This is a genomic window from Nonomuraea sp. LPB2021202275-12-8 (assembly GCF_037044575.1).
Taxonomy (GTDB): Bacteria; Actinomycetota; Actinomycetes; order Streptosporangiales; family Streptosporangiaceae; genus Nonomuraea.
This window is the reverse complement of record NZ_JBAHWD010000049.1, coordinates 35,618-50,729: the sequence shown is the minus strand read 5'-3', so window position 1 is coordinate 50,729 and position 15,112 is coordinate 35,618. Positions and strand designations below refer to the sequence as shown.

The 15,112-nt window shown below is 69.5% G+C and carries 15 protein-coding genes; 8 read left to right on the top strand and 7 right to left on the bottom strand.

Annotation, left to right across the window (positions count from 1 at the left end; translation table 11 throughout):
* Nucleotides 1-616: 616 nt before the first annotated feature.
* Entirely contained in the window at nucleotides 617-874 is a 258-nt protein-coding gene (locus tag V5E28_RS45105) for a hypothetical protein (RefSeq protein WP_336216374.1), read from the bottom strand.
* Between the two features lie 168 nt (nucleotides 875-1,042).
* Nucleotides 1,043-1,516 carry an NUDIX domain-containing protein gene (locus tag V5E28_RS45100; protein ID WP_336216372.1) on the bottom strand — a complete coding sequence of 158 codons (474 nt, stop codon included), beginning with the start codon at nucleotides 1,514-1,516 and terminating at the stop codon, nucleotides 1,043-1,045.
* A gap of 173 nt (nucleotides 1,517-1,689) precedes the next feature.
* On the opposite strand from V5E28_RS45100, the gene V5E28_RS45095 reads away from it, so the two are divergent.
* A complete protein-coding gene (locus V5E28_RS45095) occupies nucleotides 1,690-2,238 on the top strand; it encodes a hypothetical protein (protein ID WP_336216370.1) in 549 nt (182 codons plus the stop codon).
* 380 nt (nucleotides 2,239-2,618) lie between these two features.
* On the opposite strand, the gene V5E28_RS45090 is transcribed toward V5E28_RS45095, so the two are convergent.
* On the bottom strand, nucleotides 2,619-3,425 hold the full coding sequence (locus V5E28_RS45090; RefSeq protein WP_336216369.1) for a class I SAM-dependent methyltransferase: 807 nt from the start codon (nucleotides 3,423-3,425) through the stop codon (nucleotides 2,619-2,621).
* Nucleotides 3,426-3,563: 138 nt separating this feature from the next.
* Here V5E28_RS45090 and V5E28_RS45085 point away from each other — a divergent pair, with 138 nt between their 5' ends.
* Complete coding sequence (locus tag V5E28_RS45085; RefSeq protein ID WP_336216367.1) at nucleotides 3,564-4,286, top strand: 3-keto-5-aminohexanoate cleavage protein; 723 nt, start codon at nucleotides 3,564-3,566, stop codon at nucleotides 4,284-4,286.
* An 81-nt stretch (nucleotides 4,287-4,367) separates the two neighbouring features.
* Here V5E28_RS45085 and V5E28_RS45080 read toward each other — a convergent pair whose 3' ends face one another.
* Nucleotides 4,368-5,990 carry an MFS transporter gene (locus V5E28_RS45080; RefSeq protein WP_336216366.1) on the bottom strand — a complete coding sequence of 541 codons (1,623 nt, stop codon included), beginning with the start codon at nucleotides 5,988-5,990 and terminating at the stop codon, nucleotides 4,368-4,370.
* A 224-nt stretch (nucleotides 5,991-6,214) separates the two neighbouring features.
* Nucleotides 6,215-7,315: an epoxide hydrolase family protein gene (locus V5E28_RS45075; protein WP_336216365.1), complete on the bottom strand. Its 1,101-nt coding sequence runs from the start codon at nucleotides 7,313-7,315 to the stop codon at nucleotides 6,215-6,217.
* A 35-nt stretch (nucleotides 7,316-7,350) separates the two neighbouring features.
* Between V5E28_RS45075 and V5E28_RS45070 the strand changes: the two genes are divergently transcribed.
* Nucleotides 7,351-9,993 carry a helix-turn-helix transcriptional regulator gene (locus V5E28_RS45070; protein WP_336216364.1) on the top strand — a complete coding sequence of 881 codons (2,643 nt, stop codon included), beginning with the start codon at nucleotides 7,351-7,353 and terminating at the stop codon, nucleotides 9,991-9,993.
* Between the two features lie 51 nt (nucleotides 9,994-10,044).
* On the opposite strand, the gene V5E28_RS49885 is transcribed toward V5E28_RS45070, so the two are convergent.
* Nucleotides 10,045-10,410 (bottom strand): DinB family protein, encoded by a 366-nt coding sequence (locus V5E28_RS49885; RefSeq protein WP_442945981.1) that lies wholly within the window; start codon nucleotides 10,408-10,410, stop codon nucleotides 10,045-10,047.
* Between the two features lie 436 nt (nucleotides 10,411-10,846).
* On the opposite strand from V5E28_RS49885, the gene V5E28_RS45065 reads away from it, so the two are divergent.
* Entirely contained in the window at nucleotides 10,847-11,602 is a 756-nt protein-coding gene (locus tag V5E28_RS45065) for an SDR family oxidoreductase (RefSeq protein WP_336216363.1), read from the top strand.
* Between the two features lie 230 nt (nucleotides 11,603-11,832).
* Entirely contained in the window at nucleotides 11,833-12,063 is a 231-nt protein-coding gene (locus V5E28_RS45060; protein WP_336216361.1) for a hypothetical protein, read from the top strand.
* 18 nt (nucleotides 12,064-12,081) lie between these two features.
* Here the strand turns inward: V5E28_RS45060 and V5E28_RS45055 are convergent, their stop codons facing one another.
* Nucleotides 12,082-12,549: a hypothetical protein gene (locus V5E28_RS45055; protein ID WP_336216360.1), complete on the bottom strand. Its 468-nt coding sequence runs from the start codon at nucleotides 12,547-12,549 to the stop codon at nucleotides 12,082-12,084.
* Between the two features lie 304 nt (nucleotides 12,550-12,853).
* On the opposite strand from V5E28_RS45055, the gene V5E28_RS45050 reads away from it, so the two are divergent.
* The 3 genes from V5E28_RS45050 (at nucleotide 12,854) to V5E28_RS45040 (ending at nucleotide 14,973) form a co-directional block, all read left to right on the top strand.
* Complete coding sequence (locus tag V5E28_RS45050) at nucleotides 12,854-13,033, top strand: hypothetical protein (protein ID WP_336216359.1); 180 nt, start codon at nucleotides 12,854-12,856, stop codon at nucleotides 13,031-13,033.
* 390 nt (nucleotides 13,034-13,423) lie between these two features.
* The gene (locus V5E28_RS45045) at nucleotides 13,424-14,563 is read left to right on the top strand and encodes an NAD(P)/FAD-dependent oxidoreductase (protein ID WP_336216357.1); all 1,140 of its coding nucleotides are present in this window, start codon (nucleotides 13,424-13,426) and stop codon (nucleotides 14,561-14,563) included.
* A gap of 116 nt (nucleotides 14,564-14,679) precedes the next feature.
* Nucleotides 14,680-14,973: a hypothetical protein gene (locus V5E28_RS45040; RefSeq protein ID WP_336216356.1), complete on the top strand. Its 294-nt coding sequence runs from the start codon at nucleotides 14,680-14,682 to the stop codon at nucleotides 14,971-14,973.
* Nucleotides 14,974-15,112 lie beyond the last annotated feature (139 nt).

The following is a 15,112-nucleotide window of genomic DNA, read 5'->3' as shown; positions in this document are numbered from 1 at the left end:
AACCCACGTCACAACGTGATCCCAGCGCAGCGCCCGAGCCTCCTCGGTTCGGACGCCTGGGGTGAGGCTGATCACCACGTAGGCGTGGAGTTCGGACGGCTCGGGCTTACGGTAGTAGGCCACCTGGCTTCCATGCGGCGTGAGGATGGGCCAAGAGGGTGGGGCGGAGAACATCGCGTCTGTCAGGCGAATCAGCTGGCCGCCTCGCAGTCGCAGCCGCCAGGGGCCGACGGGGCCTTCATCGGGGTGCGTTCCTATCGGGGAGCTATCCACCACGTAGCGGGCGAAGACTTTCTTCGTGGTGGCCGTGTCTGCAGCGCCCAGCGTCGGTCGCGCCTGTGTGATCATCAGTACCGCCACCGTGGTGGATGCGACGACCCATCGCAAACCCGGCGCCATCGCGAGCCCTCTTGATCGACCTGTGGTATGCCCGATTATCACGGGAACCGCACGCGACGACCAGCCACTCAACCTGGATTGGGTAGAATGCGGTCCCCCGACAAACAGTCACGACCACAAAAGACCAGTTCAGACACTCACTGAGGACGAGCTACACCCATCGAGGCTGCCGACGAGCAGGGTTGGACTCTGCGGGGGAGCTGTCCACATGTTCCGTTCAGTCCCGAGAACCGCGACGCCGTACAATCGCGTCGCTGATCTGCCGTGCCGCTTCGAGCTCGGGCGCCACCCAGCGCAGGCCGGTGTCCCCCACCTCCGCTGGCTCGGCAATTACCTGCGGCAACGGCCCCTCATCCACACCGGACCGCCACGTTGCCGGGTCTGGCCGCTCCGGCAGATGCCGGAACCGATCGTTCTGCGCCTCATCCCTCATGTTGGACATGACGACCGCAACCCCGCCGAAGTTCCTCGCCAAAGCATGGCTTCTCCCACACATGCCCCCAGGCCCAGGCTAGCGGGGCATCCTGCGCCTTCCCGGGCGGCCCGGCCTGTCGCCAGGTACCGGGTACGAAGCAGGACCTGCCAGCGAGCCGCGAACGCTGAAGGGGCAGCGACCTGCGGGCTCGACAGGCTGGGGAAACTTTCAGTGCGCCGCACGCCGCAGACTGCGTGCGATCCAGGGCGGACAGTTAGCGTCTGTCTCGGCCTCAGCGGCCGTGAACCAGGCGAACCCGGCCACCTCGTGCGGCAAGGCGGCCACGGGCTCGGCGTGAGCAGGCATCCGCCCCCGGAACACCACATTGATCACCGGGTCGCCATCGTCGGTCACGAAGAACCCGCTCTCCACGTAGGCGAGTTCGACTCCGGTCATGTCGACGCCGATCTCCTCTGCCACCTCCCGGCGCGCAGTCTCCTCCAGGACGTCGACTCCAGCACCGTCGGTCTCGACCTTTCCGCCGACGCCGGCGAGCACACCAGCAGCATGAGTTTCCCCGCTACCGCGCTGGATGAGCAGCCAGCGGCCATCCCGCTCCAAGAAGACCTCAACGTTCACGACAAAGGCCGGTCGGCCCCCTTGAGTCAGGCAGGCCGCCAAGCCAGGTGTGGGAGTGCTCATGTTCATGAACTTAACGGAAGGCCATGATGACCTGATCGCCACGCGGACCGGAAGCACTACGCCAGTATCGGACGCGCCCGCGGACGCGCGCCCTCCGCCTGGCGTCACTCCTCATGATCGATTGTAGGGTGAGGCGTTCGCTCCCGTCCCCTCCGAACCCCAGGAAGCGTCCCGTGTTACGTCGTCACCGTTCAGTCCTTCCCGCCCTGCTCGTGACCGGTCTGTACGGCGCCGCGCTGACGGTCGCCGCCCTCGTCGCCCTGATCTCTGGCGACCTCGGCCCGTTGTGGTGGCTGACGCTGTTCGCGACCGTGACCGAAGGCGTTGCGGCGACAGGGCAGAATCTGCTCCTCCTGGTCCTGGCCGGGCTGTCCTGGACATGGGGGATCTGGCAGATCCTGCGCGGGCCGCCGGCGGGGCCGCCGCCCCAGCAGGACCGGAGCACGCGGCGGTTGCGCTTGGCGCTCTACGTCGCGACGGCTACGACGTGGCTGCTCCACGTCACCGCGTCGTTGACCTGGGCAACTGCGACGGTGATCGACTCTGCGGTGATGTGGGTGGTCGTGCTGCTGTTCATGCGGGTGCTGGGAGGCGACCGGCAGTACACGCGGGGCGCGGGGGTGCTGGGGTACGGCGGTTTCACCGTCATCGGCGTACTCGACCTCGTCGGCTGGCCCGACCCGGGTGTGTTGGAGATGATCTGCGGCCTGGCTTGGCCCTGAGTGAGGCAGGAATAAAGACAGTGCTCGGACTAACTGCTACCGCCACCATCAGTGCCGCGGCTTCGCATTGTTCTCAGGACGACGTTTCCTCGTCCTTGTGAGAGTGCCAGATGGGATTCACCTGTGGGCGGTAACGCTGGATCGTTGTCTTTGTCTCGGCGTATATTGCGCTCCCGGCAGAACAAGGCTAGTTCGCTTGGCATATTGCTGTGAGTGGCGATCAAGGCTTACGAGCTCGGATGCTAAGGGCCTTTGGATCTGTCGGCGCTGGACGTCGAGCGGATCAGGTGCCTGCGCCCGGGTCCTGATCGCAGCGTTGCGGCGGTGGTCGCTTGATCTCCGGTCGAGTGGTGCGCGGTCACCCGTGCCCCTGGGCGCCCTCACCTTTCCGAGGATGACGGGTGGTACTGCCAGACGAATTCCAGCCACGGCGGGGCCACCGCCGTGAAGTGTCCCCAACTGCCCGGTTCCGCACCGGGGTAGTCGCTTCGGACTTCAGATAGGAGCTTCAGCAGGAAGCCTTCCTGAATCAGGCTGTTGACGATCCGGCTGAGTGTCTGCCTGTATTCCCTGGGTTCGCGGATGCGGTGGCCGGCCGACTCCCGGTCGTAGACCCAGTCCTGGTCGGGATAGCTGGTCGCGGCCTCGTCGGTGTAGGGCTGCTTCAGCGTGTAGCCCTCCCCGTTCCACGAGTCGTGGGTGAGCCCGGAGAAGAACGGGTTGGCGCACATCAGGTAGTAGTAGCCGCCTCGTTCGACGACTCGCGCGACCTCGCGGAAAACGATCCGGGAGTCCGGGACGAAGGTCAGCGAGTATGGATGCCAGACCAGATCGAACGAGGAGTCGTCGAGGGCCGACAGGTCCCGCATGTCTCCTTGGATGGTGCGGACGCCGACGCCGTAGTGCTCAGCGGCCAAGCGGTCCCGCTCCAGCTGCCCGGAGGAGATGTCGAGAACCGTCACGTCGGCTCCGAGCAGAGCGAAGGCCGCGGACTGCTGCCCGCCTCCTCCCGCCAGGCAGAGCACCTTTCGGCCCGCCAGGTCGCCGGGGATGCCCAGCCTGTCGAGGCCCAGATAAGCCCGAGCCTTCTCGGCGTCCAGGTCGAGCATGGGACGGGTGAACAACGCGTCCGCCCCCACAAGGGCTTCCCAGCGTTTCTCGTTGTAGTGGTAGACCTCGTCCCGCACAGCGGACAAGCTATCTGTGGTCCGGTGGCTGATGCGAACGATTTGGCGGGCCTTGCTCGTCCGCCGTCCCCTTCACCAGTTCAGCGGCGCCGGCCTCGCCAGCAGCGATAAAGGCGACCCGCCTGGCATCATGCCTCCATGTTGCAAGTTTGTCCCAACGGCGCCCGCGACCAGAGTGCGTGTCCAAGCGTGCCGATCTCGCCAGCCGAACTGGCCGCGGCGGTCAGGGAGGCCGTCGCGGCGGGTGCGACAGACGTCCACCTCCACCCGAAGACCCCCGAGGGTGCCGACACCCTGGATCCGGACTGTGTGGCCGCCGCGGTCACCGCAGTACGCGAGGCCGTTCCCGGCGTACCGGTCGGGGTCACCACGGGCGCGTGGGCGATGCCGGATCCCCGCCGGCGCGTCAAGCTCATTCGTTCCTGGCCCGTACTGCCCGACCACGCCTCGGTCAACTGGCACGAGGAGGGGGCGGAGGCTGTGGCCGAGGCTTTGCTGGAGCGTGGTGTGGGAATCGAGGCCGGCATCTTCTCGGGGACGCGGGCGGCGAGCAGGTTCCTGGCCTCGCCGCTCGTGGACTGCGTGCTGCGGGTGCTCGCGGAGGTGACCGACACCGCTCCGCGCACGGCATTGGCTGCCGCGCGTCTGCTGCTGGGTGAACTCGGTGACGCGCTGCGGGCGCCGATCCTGCTGCACGCCGAGGATGGAGCGGCGTGGCCCGTATTCGGCTTGGCGGCCGAGCTCGGGCTCGACGCGCGCATCGGACTGGAGGACGTGCTGGAGCTGCCCGACGGAACGCCGGCAACGACCAACGCCGAGTTGGTCCGCGCGGCCCACGCCATACTCAGCGCATCTCACTGAGTTTCGGCTGAGCCGGCCGATCGTGCAGCTCATGGCGGGGCCCGCCTGCGGGATCTCGATCCGGAAGGGACGCGCCAGAGGTTATTTCCCATGACTCGCTCCTGTCGTCGTCGTGGGTACGGAATGCCGGCGAGGCCTTGCCGGGAGGAAGAAGCCGATCGCGAAGGCCAGGGCGGTGAGGGCGAGAGCGAGCTGGGTGGCGGTGCGGGCGGCGGCCAGGGAGTCGCGTTTGTGGGTGTCGACCGCGGCCGCTGCGATCGCCTTGGTGATCGCGGGGGTGGCTGGGCGGTCGGCGGTGCGGCAACTCGCGGGGACGGCGTCGGGAGTTGTGGCGTTCTCGGTGTCGTGCACGCAGGTGCGCAGACTGGTGACGATCTGCTCCCGTGTGGTGGCGGGGACGCCTGCGGTCGTCAGTTCGGCGCGGAGGCGCGGTGCGGCGGCGGTGTCGAAGTTGTGCAGGGCCGCCGCGCCGATCACGCCGAAGAAGGTCGTGGCGATGATCGCGACACCGAGGGAAGCGCCGAGTTGCTGAAGGGACTCCAGGATTCCGGAGGCGGATCCCACCTGATGGTCGTCGATGTCGCCCAGGATGATCTCGAACAGCAGGGCGAAGATCATGCCCATGCCGGCGCCGAAGGCCAGCAGCGGCACGGCCAGATCCCAGCCACCCAAGCCGATCCCGGCGAGCGAGAGCGCCACGAGAACCCCGGCCAGGCCGGCGGCCATCACGACGAGCCCCACGTGCAGGATCCGGCGGCCGAGCCTGGGCGTGAGGGTGCTGCCCACAAGGGAGCCGGCGAAGGACCCGATGGCCCACGAGGACATGGCCAGGCTGGCGCCGAGCGGGGTGAAGCCCAGGCCGAGTTGCAGGAACAGACCGATGGCCAGGGTGATGCCGGCGATCGCGCCGAAGAACACGATGACGAAGACGACGCCGGAGGTGTAGGACCGCTTGGCGAACACCGCCAGATCGACCAGCGGGGTGTGGCCGGCGTGCGTACGTCGGATCTGGTACCAGGCGAAGATCGCGAGCACTGGTGTCGCGCCCGCCAGCATGGCCACGGACCAGGTCGGCCAGCCCAGTTCGCGGCCCTGCATCAGCGGGAAGACGAGCATGAACATCGCGGCGCCACCAAGCACCACGCCGGGCAGGTCCAGACGTGACCGGCGGGCCGTGGCCGGGCGGGTCGGCAGCGCCCGCCCACCCGCGATCAGGGCGAAGGCGGCCAAGGGCAGGTTGATGCCGAAAATCATGCGCCAACCCGTCCCGAACAGGTCTGCGTCGATGAGCAGGCCGGCGACGACCGGCCCGAGGATCGTGGACAACCCGATCACCGGGCCGAGTGCGGCGAACGCCTGGCCGGCCTGCTGGGGTGGGAACAGGTCGCGGATCAGCCCGAAGCTCTGCGGGATCATCACCGCGGCGAACAGTCCCTGCACGATGCGGGCGGCGATCAGGACTTGCGGCGACCACGCCAGCGCGCAGGCGAGCGAGGCGGCGGCGAATCCCGCCACCCCGATCAGCGCCATGCGTCGGCGACCGAACATGTCGCCCAGCCGCCCTCCGGTCAGCAGGCCGACCGCCATGGCCAAGGTGTAGGCGGCGGCGCTCCACTGCAGCTCGGCGTACGTGCCGGCCAGGTCGGCGCGGATCGCGGGTGCGGCCACGCTGATCACGGTCGAGTCGAGCAAGTTCATGATCATGGCGGCCAGCACAGCGGCCAATCCGAGCCACTTCCGGGGGACAGGAGTCTGACCGGTGCCGGGCGGGGCCGAGGATGAGCCGGGGGGCACGGCCATGGAGAGTTCTCCCAGAAATGGTGCGGATCAGCGGAAGAACGCGCGGACGTCTTCGACGAGGAGGTCAAGCAGTCCGAGGGCGAGGGAGGCGCCGCCGCGGCCGAACTCGGTCCAGCGCAGGTCCTTGTTCAGCGAAGGCCGCCGAAGAACTCGCGCACGTCGGAGATGAGTAGTTCGGGCTGTTCCAGCGCCAGGTAGGCCCCGCCACGGTCGAACTCCGTCCAGCGGGCGACGTTCGCCTCCTGCTCGGCCAAGCTGCGCACCGTCACGTCACCGGCCGCCACCGCGAAGGCGGCCGGGACCGTGACCTTGGGCTTCGGCCCCCACGCCTTCGGGTCCTCGGAGACGTCGCGGTAGCTCTGCGAGATCGAGCCCTGGGTGCCGGTGAACCACTGGGCGCTGACCTCGGTCAGGATGCGGTCGAGGGAGAAGGCGTCCTCGGGCAGCTCGGCGTCGCCGTCCGTCCATTCCTTGAACTTCTCCACAATCCAGGCGGCCTGGCCTACGGGGGAGTCGTGCAGGCCGTGCGAGATGGTCTGGGGGCGGGTGGTCATGATGATGTTGAAGCCCATTCCGTCCTGCATGAACCTCTGCATGAGGCCCAGCCGCCGCTGCTCGTCCTTGTCCAGCTCGGGCAGCTCACCGGATGGGATCGTGACGTAGGCGTTGACGTGGATGCCGGCGAGGCGCTGGGGAACCTGGCGGCCGAGCTCCATGGACAGGTTGGCGCCGCCGCCGCCACCGTGCGCGCCGTACCGCTCGTATCCGAGGCGGGACATCAGCCCGTCGAACAGCGCGGCGGTGCGTGGGACGGTCCAGCCGACACTGGCCAGCGGCGTGGAGAAGCCGAAGCCGGGCATGGTCGGGGCCACGACGTGGAAGTGGCGGGACAGGGGCGTGAGCACGTCCAGCAGGCCGATGACGCCGCCCGGGTTGTCGTGCATGAGCAGCAGCGGCAGCGCGTCCTCACGTTCGGCGCGGATGTGCCGGAAGTGCAGGGTCTGGCCGTCGATCTCGGTCCTGTACTGCGGCCACTGGTTGAGCTCGGCCTCCGCCTTGCGCCAGTCAAAGTCGTTGGCCCAGTAGTCGGCCAGCCCCCTGAGGTAGTCGACCGGCACGCCGCGCTCCCATCCGGCGCCGGGCAGCTCGGTCGACCAGCGGGTGCGGAGCAGGCGTTCGCGCAGGTCATCCAGGGCTTCCTGTGGGATCTCTATCTGGAAAGGTGTCATGCGTGCGAAACTAGGGCGTTGTTGGGAGAGGGCGCATGAGTCATCTCATAGGTAATAGCCTGCGACCTGTGCTGTGGGGGCGCGACGGCGAGCAGGCCACCGTGCACCAGCTGCTGGCCGAGGCCCGCGAGGGCGCCAGTAGCGTGCTGGTGCTGCGCGGCGATCCCGGCATCGGCAAGTCCTCGCTCCTCGACTACGCCGCTTCGGCCGCGGACGGGATGCGCGTGCTGCGCGGCGCCGGGGTGGAGTCGGAGGCGGAGCTGCCCTTTGCCGGCCTGCACCTGCTGCTGCACCCCGTCCTCGACCGGCTGTCGCACCTGCCGCAGCCGCAGGCGGACGCGCTGCGCGGTGCCTTCGGTCTCGGGCCTGCCGCGGGAGACCGCTTCCTCGTCGGCCTCGGCGTGCTGTCCCTGCTGTCGGAGCTGGCCGAGGAGGGCTGCCTGCTCTGCCTGGTCGACGACGCCCACTGGCTCGACCACGCCTCCGCCGACGCGCTGCTCATCGCCGCCAGGCGGCTGGACGCTGACGGTGTCGCCCTCCTCTTCGCCGCCCGCGACCCGGGCTTCCCCGCGCCGGGACTGCCCGAGTACCGGCTCGGCGGCCTGCTGCCCGCCGACGCCGCCAAGCTGCTCGACGCCACCGCGGGCGAGCTGCCGGTCGGGCTGCGCCACCGTGTGCTCGCCGAAGCCGACGGCAACCCGCTGGCCCTCATCGAGCTGCCCAAGTCCCTCGGCCTGCACCCGCTGACCGGGCGGCTGCAGGAGGCCTTCGAGCATCGGGCCAACGCGCTGCCCACCTCCGCCAGGACGCTGCTGACCGTCGCCGCGATCGACGGCACCGGTGAGCTCGACACCGTGCTGGCCGCCGGGCGCGAGCTGGGCGCCTCGGCCGACGACCTGGAGACGATCAGGGAGAGCGGGCTGGTCGCCGTCGAGGGTCAACGCCTCGACTTCCGCCATCCGCTCGTGCGGGCAGCCGTTCAAGGAGCCGCCGGGAAAGAGGTACGGCTGGCCGTACACGCCGCCCTGGCCAGGGCCCTGCACGATCCGCGTGACGCTGACCGGCGGGCCTGGCACCAGGCGGCCGCCGCGACCGCACCCGACGAGAAGCTCGCCGACGAGCTGGAGAGCTCGGCGCGGCGCGCGGCCGAGCGCGGCGGCGGAGCGGCCGCCGCGGTCGCCTACCAGCGGGCCGCCGAACTCAGCGTCGAGCCGGAGGACCGCGCCAGGCGGCTCACGCTGGCCGCCGAGGCGGCCGAGTACGGCGGGTGCTTCGATCACGCGCGTGCCATCGCCGAGCACGCCGGCGGCCCGAACACCGACCCGACGCTGACTTCCCGGCTCATCCGCGTGCGGGCCTGCTCGGACTACGGGATGGGGCTGCTGCCGAGCGCCCACGCGCTGCTGTCCATGGGAGTGGACCACATCGCGGAGGAGGATCCGCAGGCTGCGGCCTGGCTGCTGCTCGACGCCTCCTCGCTCATCTGGCTCGACGGCGACCGGGACATGGCCGCGCGGACCGCGCGGCAGCTCGCCGGCCTGCGGCTGCGGGAAGGCGACCCGGCGACACCCGTCTATCTGCTGTGCCGGTGGTTCGCCGCGCTCGCGTTACGACGGCCCCCCGAAGGGCTGCCGCCGCTGCCCGAGGTCGTGGCCGCCGCCCGCGAGCTGGCCGGGCTCGACCGGCGCGGCCTCCTCCTGGTCGGCGCGCTGGGCCTGGCCGAGCCCGACCGCCACACCCACGACCTGGCCACCAGGGCCGCCGCCGCGGTCCGCGTGGAGAGCCGGGTGGGCCTGCTGCCACAGGCGCTGACGTATCTCGCGAGCATTCAGCTCGCGCTCGGCTGGCACGCCGATGTCCGCGCCCACGCCGGAGAGGCGGTGCGGATCGCGCGCGACACCGCCCAGCCCCAGTGGGCGACGCAGGCCGGCGCGCTCCTGGCCCACCTGGGCGCGATCGAGGGCGACGAGGGCGCCTGCCAGGGCTTCGGCGACGCGCGGGCGCTGCTGGATCTCGGGCTCGGCCGCGCCGAGTCGGCGGTGCTCGCCTTCGAAGACCTCCTGTACGGCAGGGCCCGCAACCAGATCTCCGCCATGCGCGTCGTCCCCGACCTGGTGGAGGCGGCCGTGCGCTGCGGCACGCCGAGCCGGGCCACCGAGCCGCTGGCCAGGTTCATCGAATGGGCCGCCATCCTGGACCAGCTGTGGGCCCACGCGCTCGCCCACCGCTGCCGCGCCCTCATCGAGCCGGCCGACAGACACTTCACCGCCGCGCTCGCACTGCACACGAGCCCCTTCGAGCAGGCGCGCACCCAGCTGCTCTATGGCGAATGGCTGCGCCGCGCCCGCCGCCGCGTCGACGCCCGCCCGCCACTCACCTCGGCGTGGCAGACCTTCGACCGCCTCGGTGCCCACCCGTGGTCGGCGCGGGCCAGAGCCGAACTCGACGCCGCCGGATGGGCCACCCCGCGCTCCGGCGAGCGCAACCCGCTGGCCGCCCTCACCCCGCAGGAGGGCCAGATCGTGCAGTTGGCCGCGCAGGGGCTGACCAACAGGCAGATCGCCGCGCGGCTCTTCCTCAGCCCGCGGACCGTGGGCCAGCACCTCTACAAGGCCTTCCCCAAGTTGGGCGTCACCTCGCGGACCGAGCTGGCCGCCCTGTCCCATCCGGAAAGATGACAGGCCGGCAGCAAGGCCGATGCGTTCCCGGCTGCCACTCGCTCGCGAGTCTCATGCCGGTGCGGCTCCTTTTCCAGTGAGGTCAGGTCGCGTTCGGCATAGAGCCGGTGCTCCCATTCCTCGTTGAGGACGATGCGGAGACATTCCCTGAAGGGGAAGCTCTCCAGCTGGGGCCAGCCGGGTTCGGTCTGCGTCACCTCGGAGGCGAGTTGCTCGTCGGTGAGTGAGTCCATGACGTCGCGGACCATCAGCCCACGGCAGGTCCGTCGGGTGCCACGGCGAGCTGTTCCCGAGGATCATCCGGCCCACCCAGGCGGCGCAGGCGAAGTTGAGGTGCCGCAGGGTCTGGATGAAGGACCACTCGTCGTCGACGTTGCGGTGGAGTGCCGTTTCGGGGAATGTCCTCGCACGCGCGATGGTGCCCTCCCACAGACGCTCCAGGATCGCCCACGCCTCACGGAACCCGTCGGCGTCGCGGGGCGCATCCTGGCCCGCTCGGGCATGCGACGGTTCAGTTCGGCCTCGACGAGCGGTGCGATGTCGACGCCGTTCACGACGACGTTCCGCAGCTCGCCGCTGATCTCGACGTCGACCAGCTCGACGCCGCTCAGGCGGCTCCGGTCGAACAGCGCGCCGCGGATCTGCGCGCCGGTGAAGTCGACTGCCTGCAGGCGATTCATTATTGCCACAGGCCAGTGGGTACGTTCAGAGAAGGAATCGTGATCGTTGTCGACGGCTTCGTCCGCGGCCTGAAAAGAAATTTCGCGGCAGCTGTCACAAGCCCGGGGGCTGCCCGGTCTTAGCTGGCGACCCGTTGGCACATGGGTGCCACGGCGGACGGAAAGGGTTTGTCATGAAGATCGTAGTAATCGGCGGAACTGGCCTGATCGGCTCGAAGCTCGTGACGAAGCTCGGTGAGCACGGTCACGAGGCGGTGGCGGCGTCGCCGAACACCGGCGTCAACACCCTCACCGGCGAGGGGCTGGCCGAGGTGATGGAAGGCGCGCAAGTGGTGATCGACGTGTCGAACTCCCCCTCCTTCGAGGAGGCCGCCGTGATGGAGTTCTTCGAGACCTCCACCCGCAACCTGCTCGCCGCGGAGGCTGCGGCCGGCGTCGGCCACCACGTCGCGCTGTCGGTGGTGGGAACGGAGCGGCCGCCCGGGAACGCCTACTTCCGGGCGAAGATCGCCCAGGAGAAGCTGATCGAGGAATCGTCGATCCCGTTCTCGCTCGTGCACGCCACCCAGTTCTTCGAGTTCGTCCGGAGAATCGCCGACGACGCCACGGACGGCGACAAGGTGCGGATGGCGCCCGTGCTCTTCCAGCCCATGGCCGGCGACGACGTCGCACAGGCGGTCGGCCGGGTCGCGGTAGGGACGCCGTTGAACGGCAGAGTCGAGGTGGCAGGGCCCGAGCAGTCCAGGATGGACGAGTTCTTCCGCGACGCGCTGGCCTCCTGGGGCGACCCGCGAGAGGTGGTCACCGACCCGCACGCGACCTACTTCGGAGCCGAGGTGCTCGAGCGGTCGCTGGTGCCGGAGAACGGCGCGACCCTCGGCAAGATCCGCTACCGCGACTGGCAGAGCCAGGACGCCGCCGGAAAGTAGCGGCTCCCCGTCCCGGGCTCCATCGCTCTCAGGGCACGAAAGGTGAAGGCGAGCCGGAGCGGGTCGTCCAGGACGGCAACAACCGCGACGACATCCCGCTCCGGCCTGGCCGGCCGCTCACCGGGGTGAGTGCTTCACCCGCCTGTTCGCCTCCGGCCAGATCGCTGTGCGGCTGATCCACGCGGTCAGCCGGAGTGCCGGACATTCACCGAGTAACGCATGGAGGAAAGATGAGCTCTCCCAACGTTGAGAACGAATTCCTGTACGAGCTCAGGACCGAGGTCGAGGTCGAACTGACCGTGGCCGAGGCGAGTCACCCGGAAGAGGTCGCCGAACTTCCGGTCACCGAGTGGCTGTTCGATCCGACGGACGTCGAGCGCGAGGAGATCGGCCTGCGGGGTCTGCGCGACGCGGTCGAGGCGCTGGAGGACGGCTCCCGGCCCGGCGATCGTGGCGCGTGACGTGACCTGCTCGCCCCGCTAGGAGTCCTGGACGCGGGAGTATGTGAGCTCGAAGTCGAGGTTCCAGGTCACGCCGTCCCCCGACATCTCCCATCGACTTTCCACGGTGTCGCCGTCCGGGCTCAGCGTGCCGGTGAAGCGCTGGTTGAACCCGGGTGCGTCCCGCCACATCCTCCACTCGCCATCCGCGAAGGTCATGCGGTATGCCCGATGCACTCCGCGGGCGTCGGCGTACAGCACCGTGAACTCCTCGGCGGCGTCGTCCAGCCCGATCAGAGCCACGGTGGGGAACGGCGCGTTCTCCTGCCACCCCTGCGGCGCAGTGGCCGGCATCGCATCGATATCGGAGACCTGCCGAAGGAACGCGCCGTCGTCCTGCCAGGCGAACTCCGTCCACGCGCTGCCGACGCCGGGAACCTTCGGTCGCACCGTCCAGCGACCCACGAGCACGTCCAGCCGTACGAGGGCAGGGTGTCTGTCGCCCATCGCCATGTCCCTTCTCGTTGACGTTTTCCGAGCCTCCCACCGCGAAGCGGCCCGTCATTTCAAGGTGGGCGTGCACGGCCCGGTGCGGACCCACCGCTCGCTTAAGTAATCGAAGGCGACTCTAGAGAATTTCTCGCATGTTGCGTGGCGTGATGAAGGGCTGTCTCCGCATTCGGGCAGTAGAGTGCCAACATCGACACTCGGTAGTCGAGCAATCACCATACGACACGACTGCGAGCAGGGTCGATATAGCTTTTCGAAGCAGCCAAAGGGGACTCCTCCCCTCATACGAAAGGGGGACCACATGCCATCCCAGCTGCCCCTTCTGAGCGCCGCCGCCGCCATCCTCGCCGTTCTCTGGCTCACCTATTACGCGATCCGGCGACTCTCCGATGTCGCCCCGAAGACGATCGCGGCCGTCATCACCGCCCTGGCCGCCCTGCTCACCGCCACCGCCCATCTCCTCGGCCTGCTTGCCGCATAGCCGCAGCCGGCCAGGTGCACTGACGGCGGCGATCTCCTCGGCCCGGCCGAACCGGCCGACGTCGTTGGGCGCCAGGTCCTCGATCGCGTTGCGTTCGATCTCGTCCCATGTCTCGCCCCAGCCGCGGGCGGGCGCGAGGTCGGTGACGAGTCGCTGGACGGCGTCGACCAGGATGGCGCCGGGGGCGACGGTGTTGGAGGTGATCCCGGTACCCTTCAGTTCGCGGGCCAGGAACGACGCTCCGCCGCACGCCTAGCCGCGCCGGACGGATGCAGCCGCCGTGACGGTCTTCCCCAGCGGAAGGCCGAGTGTGGCGACGGTGTGGAGATACTGGGCGGGTAGCGTGCAAACGCTCGCATGGGTGCGGTACCGCACCTACCGTCGCAGGGTATGCGGACCGTGGATGTACTGGTCGTGGGTGCGGGCCTGGCCGGCCTGCGTACAGCCGACCTGCTCGCGCGCCAGGGACTGAAGGTGTTGGTGGTCGACCGCCGCAGGTCGCTGTCGACGGGCATCCGTACGACGGGGATCTTCGTACGGCGTACCCTCGACGACTTCGACCTGCCGGACCACCTGCTCGGGCCCGGCGTCCGGGACGTGCTGCTGTATCCGCCGTCGCGGCGGGCGCCGATCCGGCTCACCAGTGACCGTGACGAGTACCGCGTGGCCGACATGGCGGCCGTCTATGAGCACGCGCGCCGCGCGGCGGAGTCGTCAGGGGCACGGGTTCTCTTGGGCGTACGGTACGTCGACGCGTCGAGGGGGCTGGTGCGGTTCGCCGGGGCGGAGCCGGTGACGGCCCGGTTCATCGTCGGCGCGGACGGCGCCCGCTCCCGGGTGGCCCGGGATCTCGGCCTCGACGTCAACCGGCGCTTCCTGGTCGGTGCCGAGCTCGTCCACCCGGTCGCGTGGGGCGCAGTCACTCCGGCGTTCCACTGCGTGCTGGACCCCCGGATCGCTCCGGGGTACCTGGGGTGGGTCATCGACGACGGCCGGCATGCGCATGTCGGCGTCGCGGGATATCCGGAGGCGATGCGCACCGGCATCCGCCACCTGCTGGACGCGTTCGCCGCGGACGCGCCCGGCCGCGCGGCGCCGGCCGGTCCGGTCGAGCGTCGGGGTGGTCCGATCCCGGTCGGCGGCGTGCTGCGACGGTTGGCGTGCCCCGCCGGACTGCTCGTCGGAGACGCGGCAGGCGCGGTGTCGCCGCTGACGGCCGGCGGGTTGGACCCCTGCCTACGCATGTCCGAACTGGCCGCGGCGGTCGCCGCCGGGTACCTGCGTACCGGCGACCAGCGCATCTTGAGCCGGTACGACGGGGGCGCGCTGCGGACCCGGTTCCGGGGCCGGCTGCTGCTGCGCCGCGTTTTCGCCGGCATCCGATCTCCCGCCGCGGCGGAGGCGGCGGTGACCATGCTGCGCGGTCGTGCCGGTCGTGCTCTGGCGGCGCGCGTCCTGTTCGGCGACGGCTCGTTCCCCGATGTCCACGTACGGTTCGCGGACCCGGCGATCGACCACCCACGCCCATGACGCCGACCGGCTCGCCTGTGACCGAGCGGGCGCGCGGAAACCGCGTGTTCTGATCATCACCCTTGGAGACCGGTCCGCGACCCCGAGGTGATCCAGAGGTGCCACCCTCGGGTGTCATGCTCCGTACATCCCTGGTGGTGTTCTGCTTGCTCGTCCCGCTCGCCGGCTGCGCGGGTGAGCCTGTCCCGCCGGTGTCGTCCGCGCCCGCCGAGCCGGCACCCGCGGCTGCCTCGCAGGCGCCGCCTCAGCAGAGCGACCCTCCTGGCGCGCAACGGCTCCACGCCACCGAGTTACGGCCGGGCGACTGCCTGGAGCCGCTGCCCCAGACGTTCATGGTGACCGTCGTCCCCTGCGACGTGCCGCATTCGGCTGAGTTCGCGACCACGTATGTCCACCTCGTCGTTACGTGACACTGTCGTGAAAATTCGGCACAAGTCGGTTGTTGATATCTCTTGATCAAAAATTGCGATCACGATACCTTCCCGATGATCAAGGCACGACGCCTTCGTTCCACGTACCGCCAGGAAAGAGACAGCGGCTGATGCGCGA

What these genes read in the sequence shown, in the direction of transcription:
- V5E28_RS45100 (WP_336216372.1), bottom strand. Translation starts at nt 1,516, where the DNA reads ATGAGCACTCCCACACCTGGCTTGGCGGCCTGCCTGACTCAAGGGGGC.
- V5E28_RS45085 (WP_336216367.1), top strand. Translation starts at nt 3,564, where the DNA reads ATGTTGCAAGTTTGTCCCAACGGCGCCCGCGACCAGAGTGCGTGTCCA.
- V5E28_RS45080 (WP_336216366.1), bottom strand. Translation starts at nt 5,990, where the DNA reads ATGATCATGAACTTGCTCGACTCGACCGTGATCAGCGTGGCCGCACCC.
- V5E28_RS45075 (WP_336216365.1), bottom strand. Translation starts at nt 7,315, where the DNA reads ATGACACCTTTCCAGATAGAGATCCCACAGGAAGCCCTGGATGACCTG.
- V5E28_RS45070 (WP_336216364.1), top strand. Translation starts at nt 7,351, where the DNA reads ATGAGTCATCTCATAGGTAATAGCCTGCGACCTGTGCTGTGGGGGCGC.
- V5E28_RS45065 (WP_336216363.1), top strand. Translation starts at nt 10,847, where the DNA reads ATGAAGATCGTAGTAATCGGCGGAACTGGCCTGATCGGCTCGAAGCTC.
- V5E28_RS45060 (WP_336216361.1), top strand. Translation starts at nt 11,833, where the DNA reads ATGAGCTCTCCCAACGTTGAGAACGAATTCCTGTACGAGCTCAGGACC.
- V5E28_RS45055 (WP_336216360.1), bottom strand. Translation starts at nt 12,549, where the DNA reads ATGGGCGACAGACACCCTGCCCTCGTACGGCTGGACGTGCTCGTGGGT.
- V5E28_RS45050 (WP_336216359.1), top strand. Translation starts at nt 12,854, where the DNA reads ATGCCATCCCAGCTGCCCCTTCTGAGCGCCGCCGCCGCCATCCTCGCC.
- V5E28_RS45045 (WP_336216357.1), top strand. Translation starts at nt 13,424, where the DNA reads ATGCGGACCGTGGATGTACTGGTCGTGGGTGCGGGCCTGGCCGGCCTG.
- V5E28_RS45040 (WP_336216356.1), top strand. Translation starts at nt 14,680, where the DNA reads ATGCTCCGTACATCCCTGGTGGTGTTCTGCTTGCTCGTCCCGCTCGCC.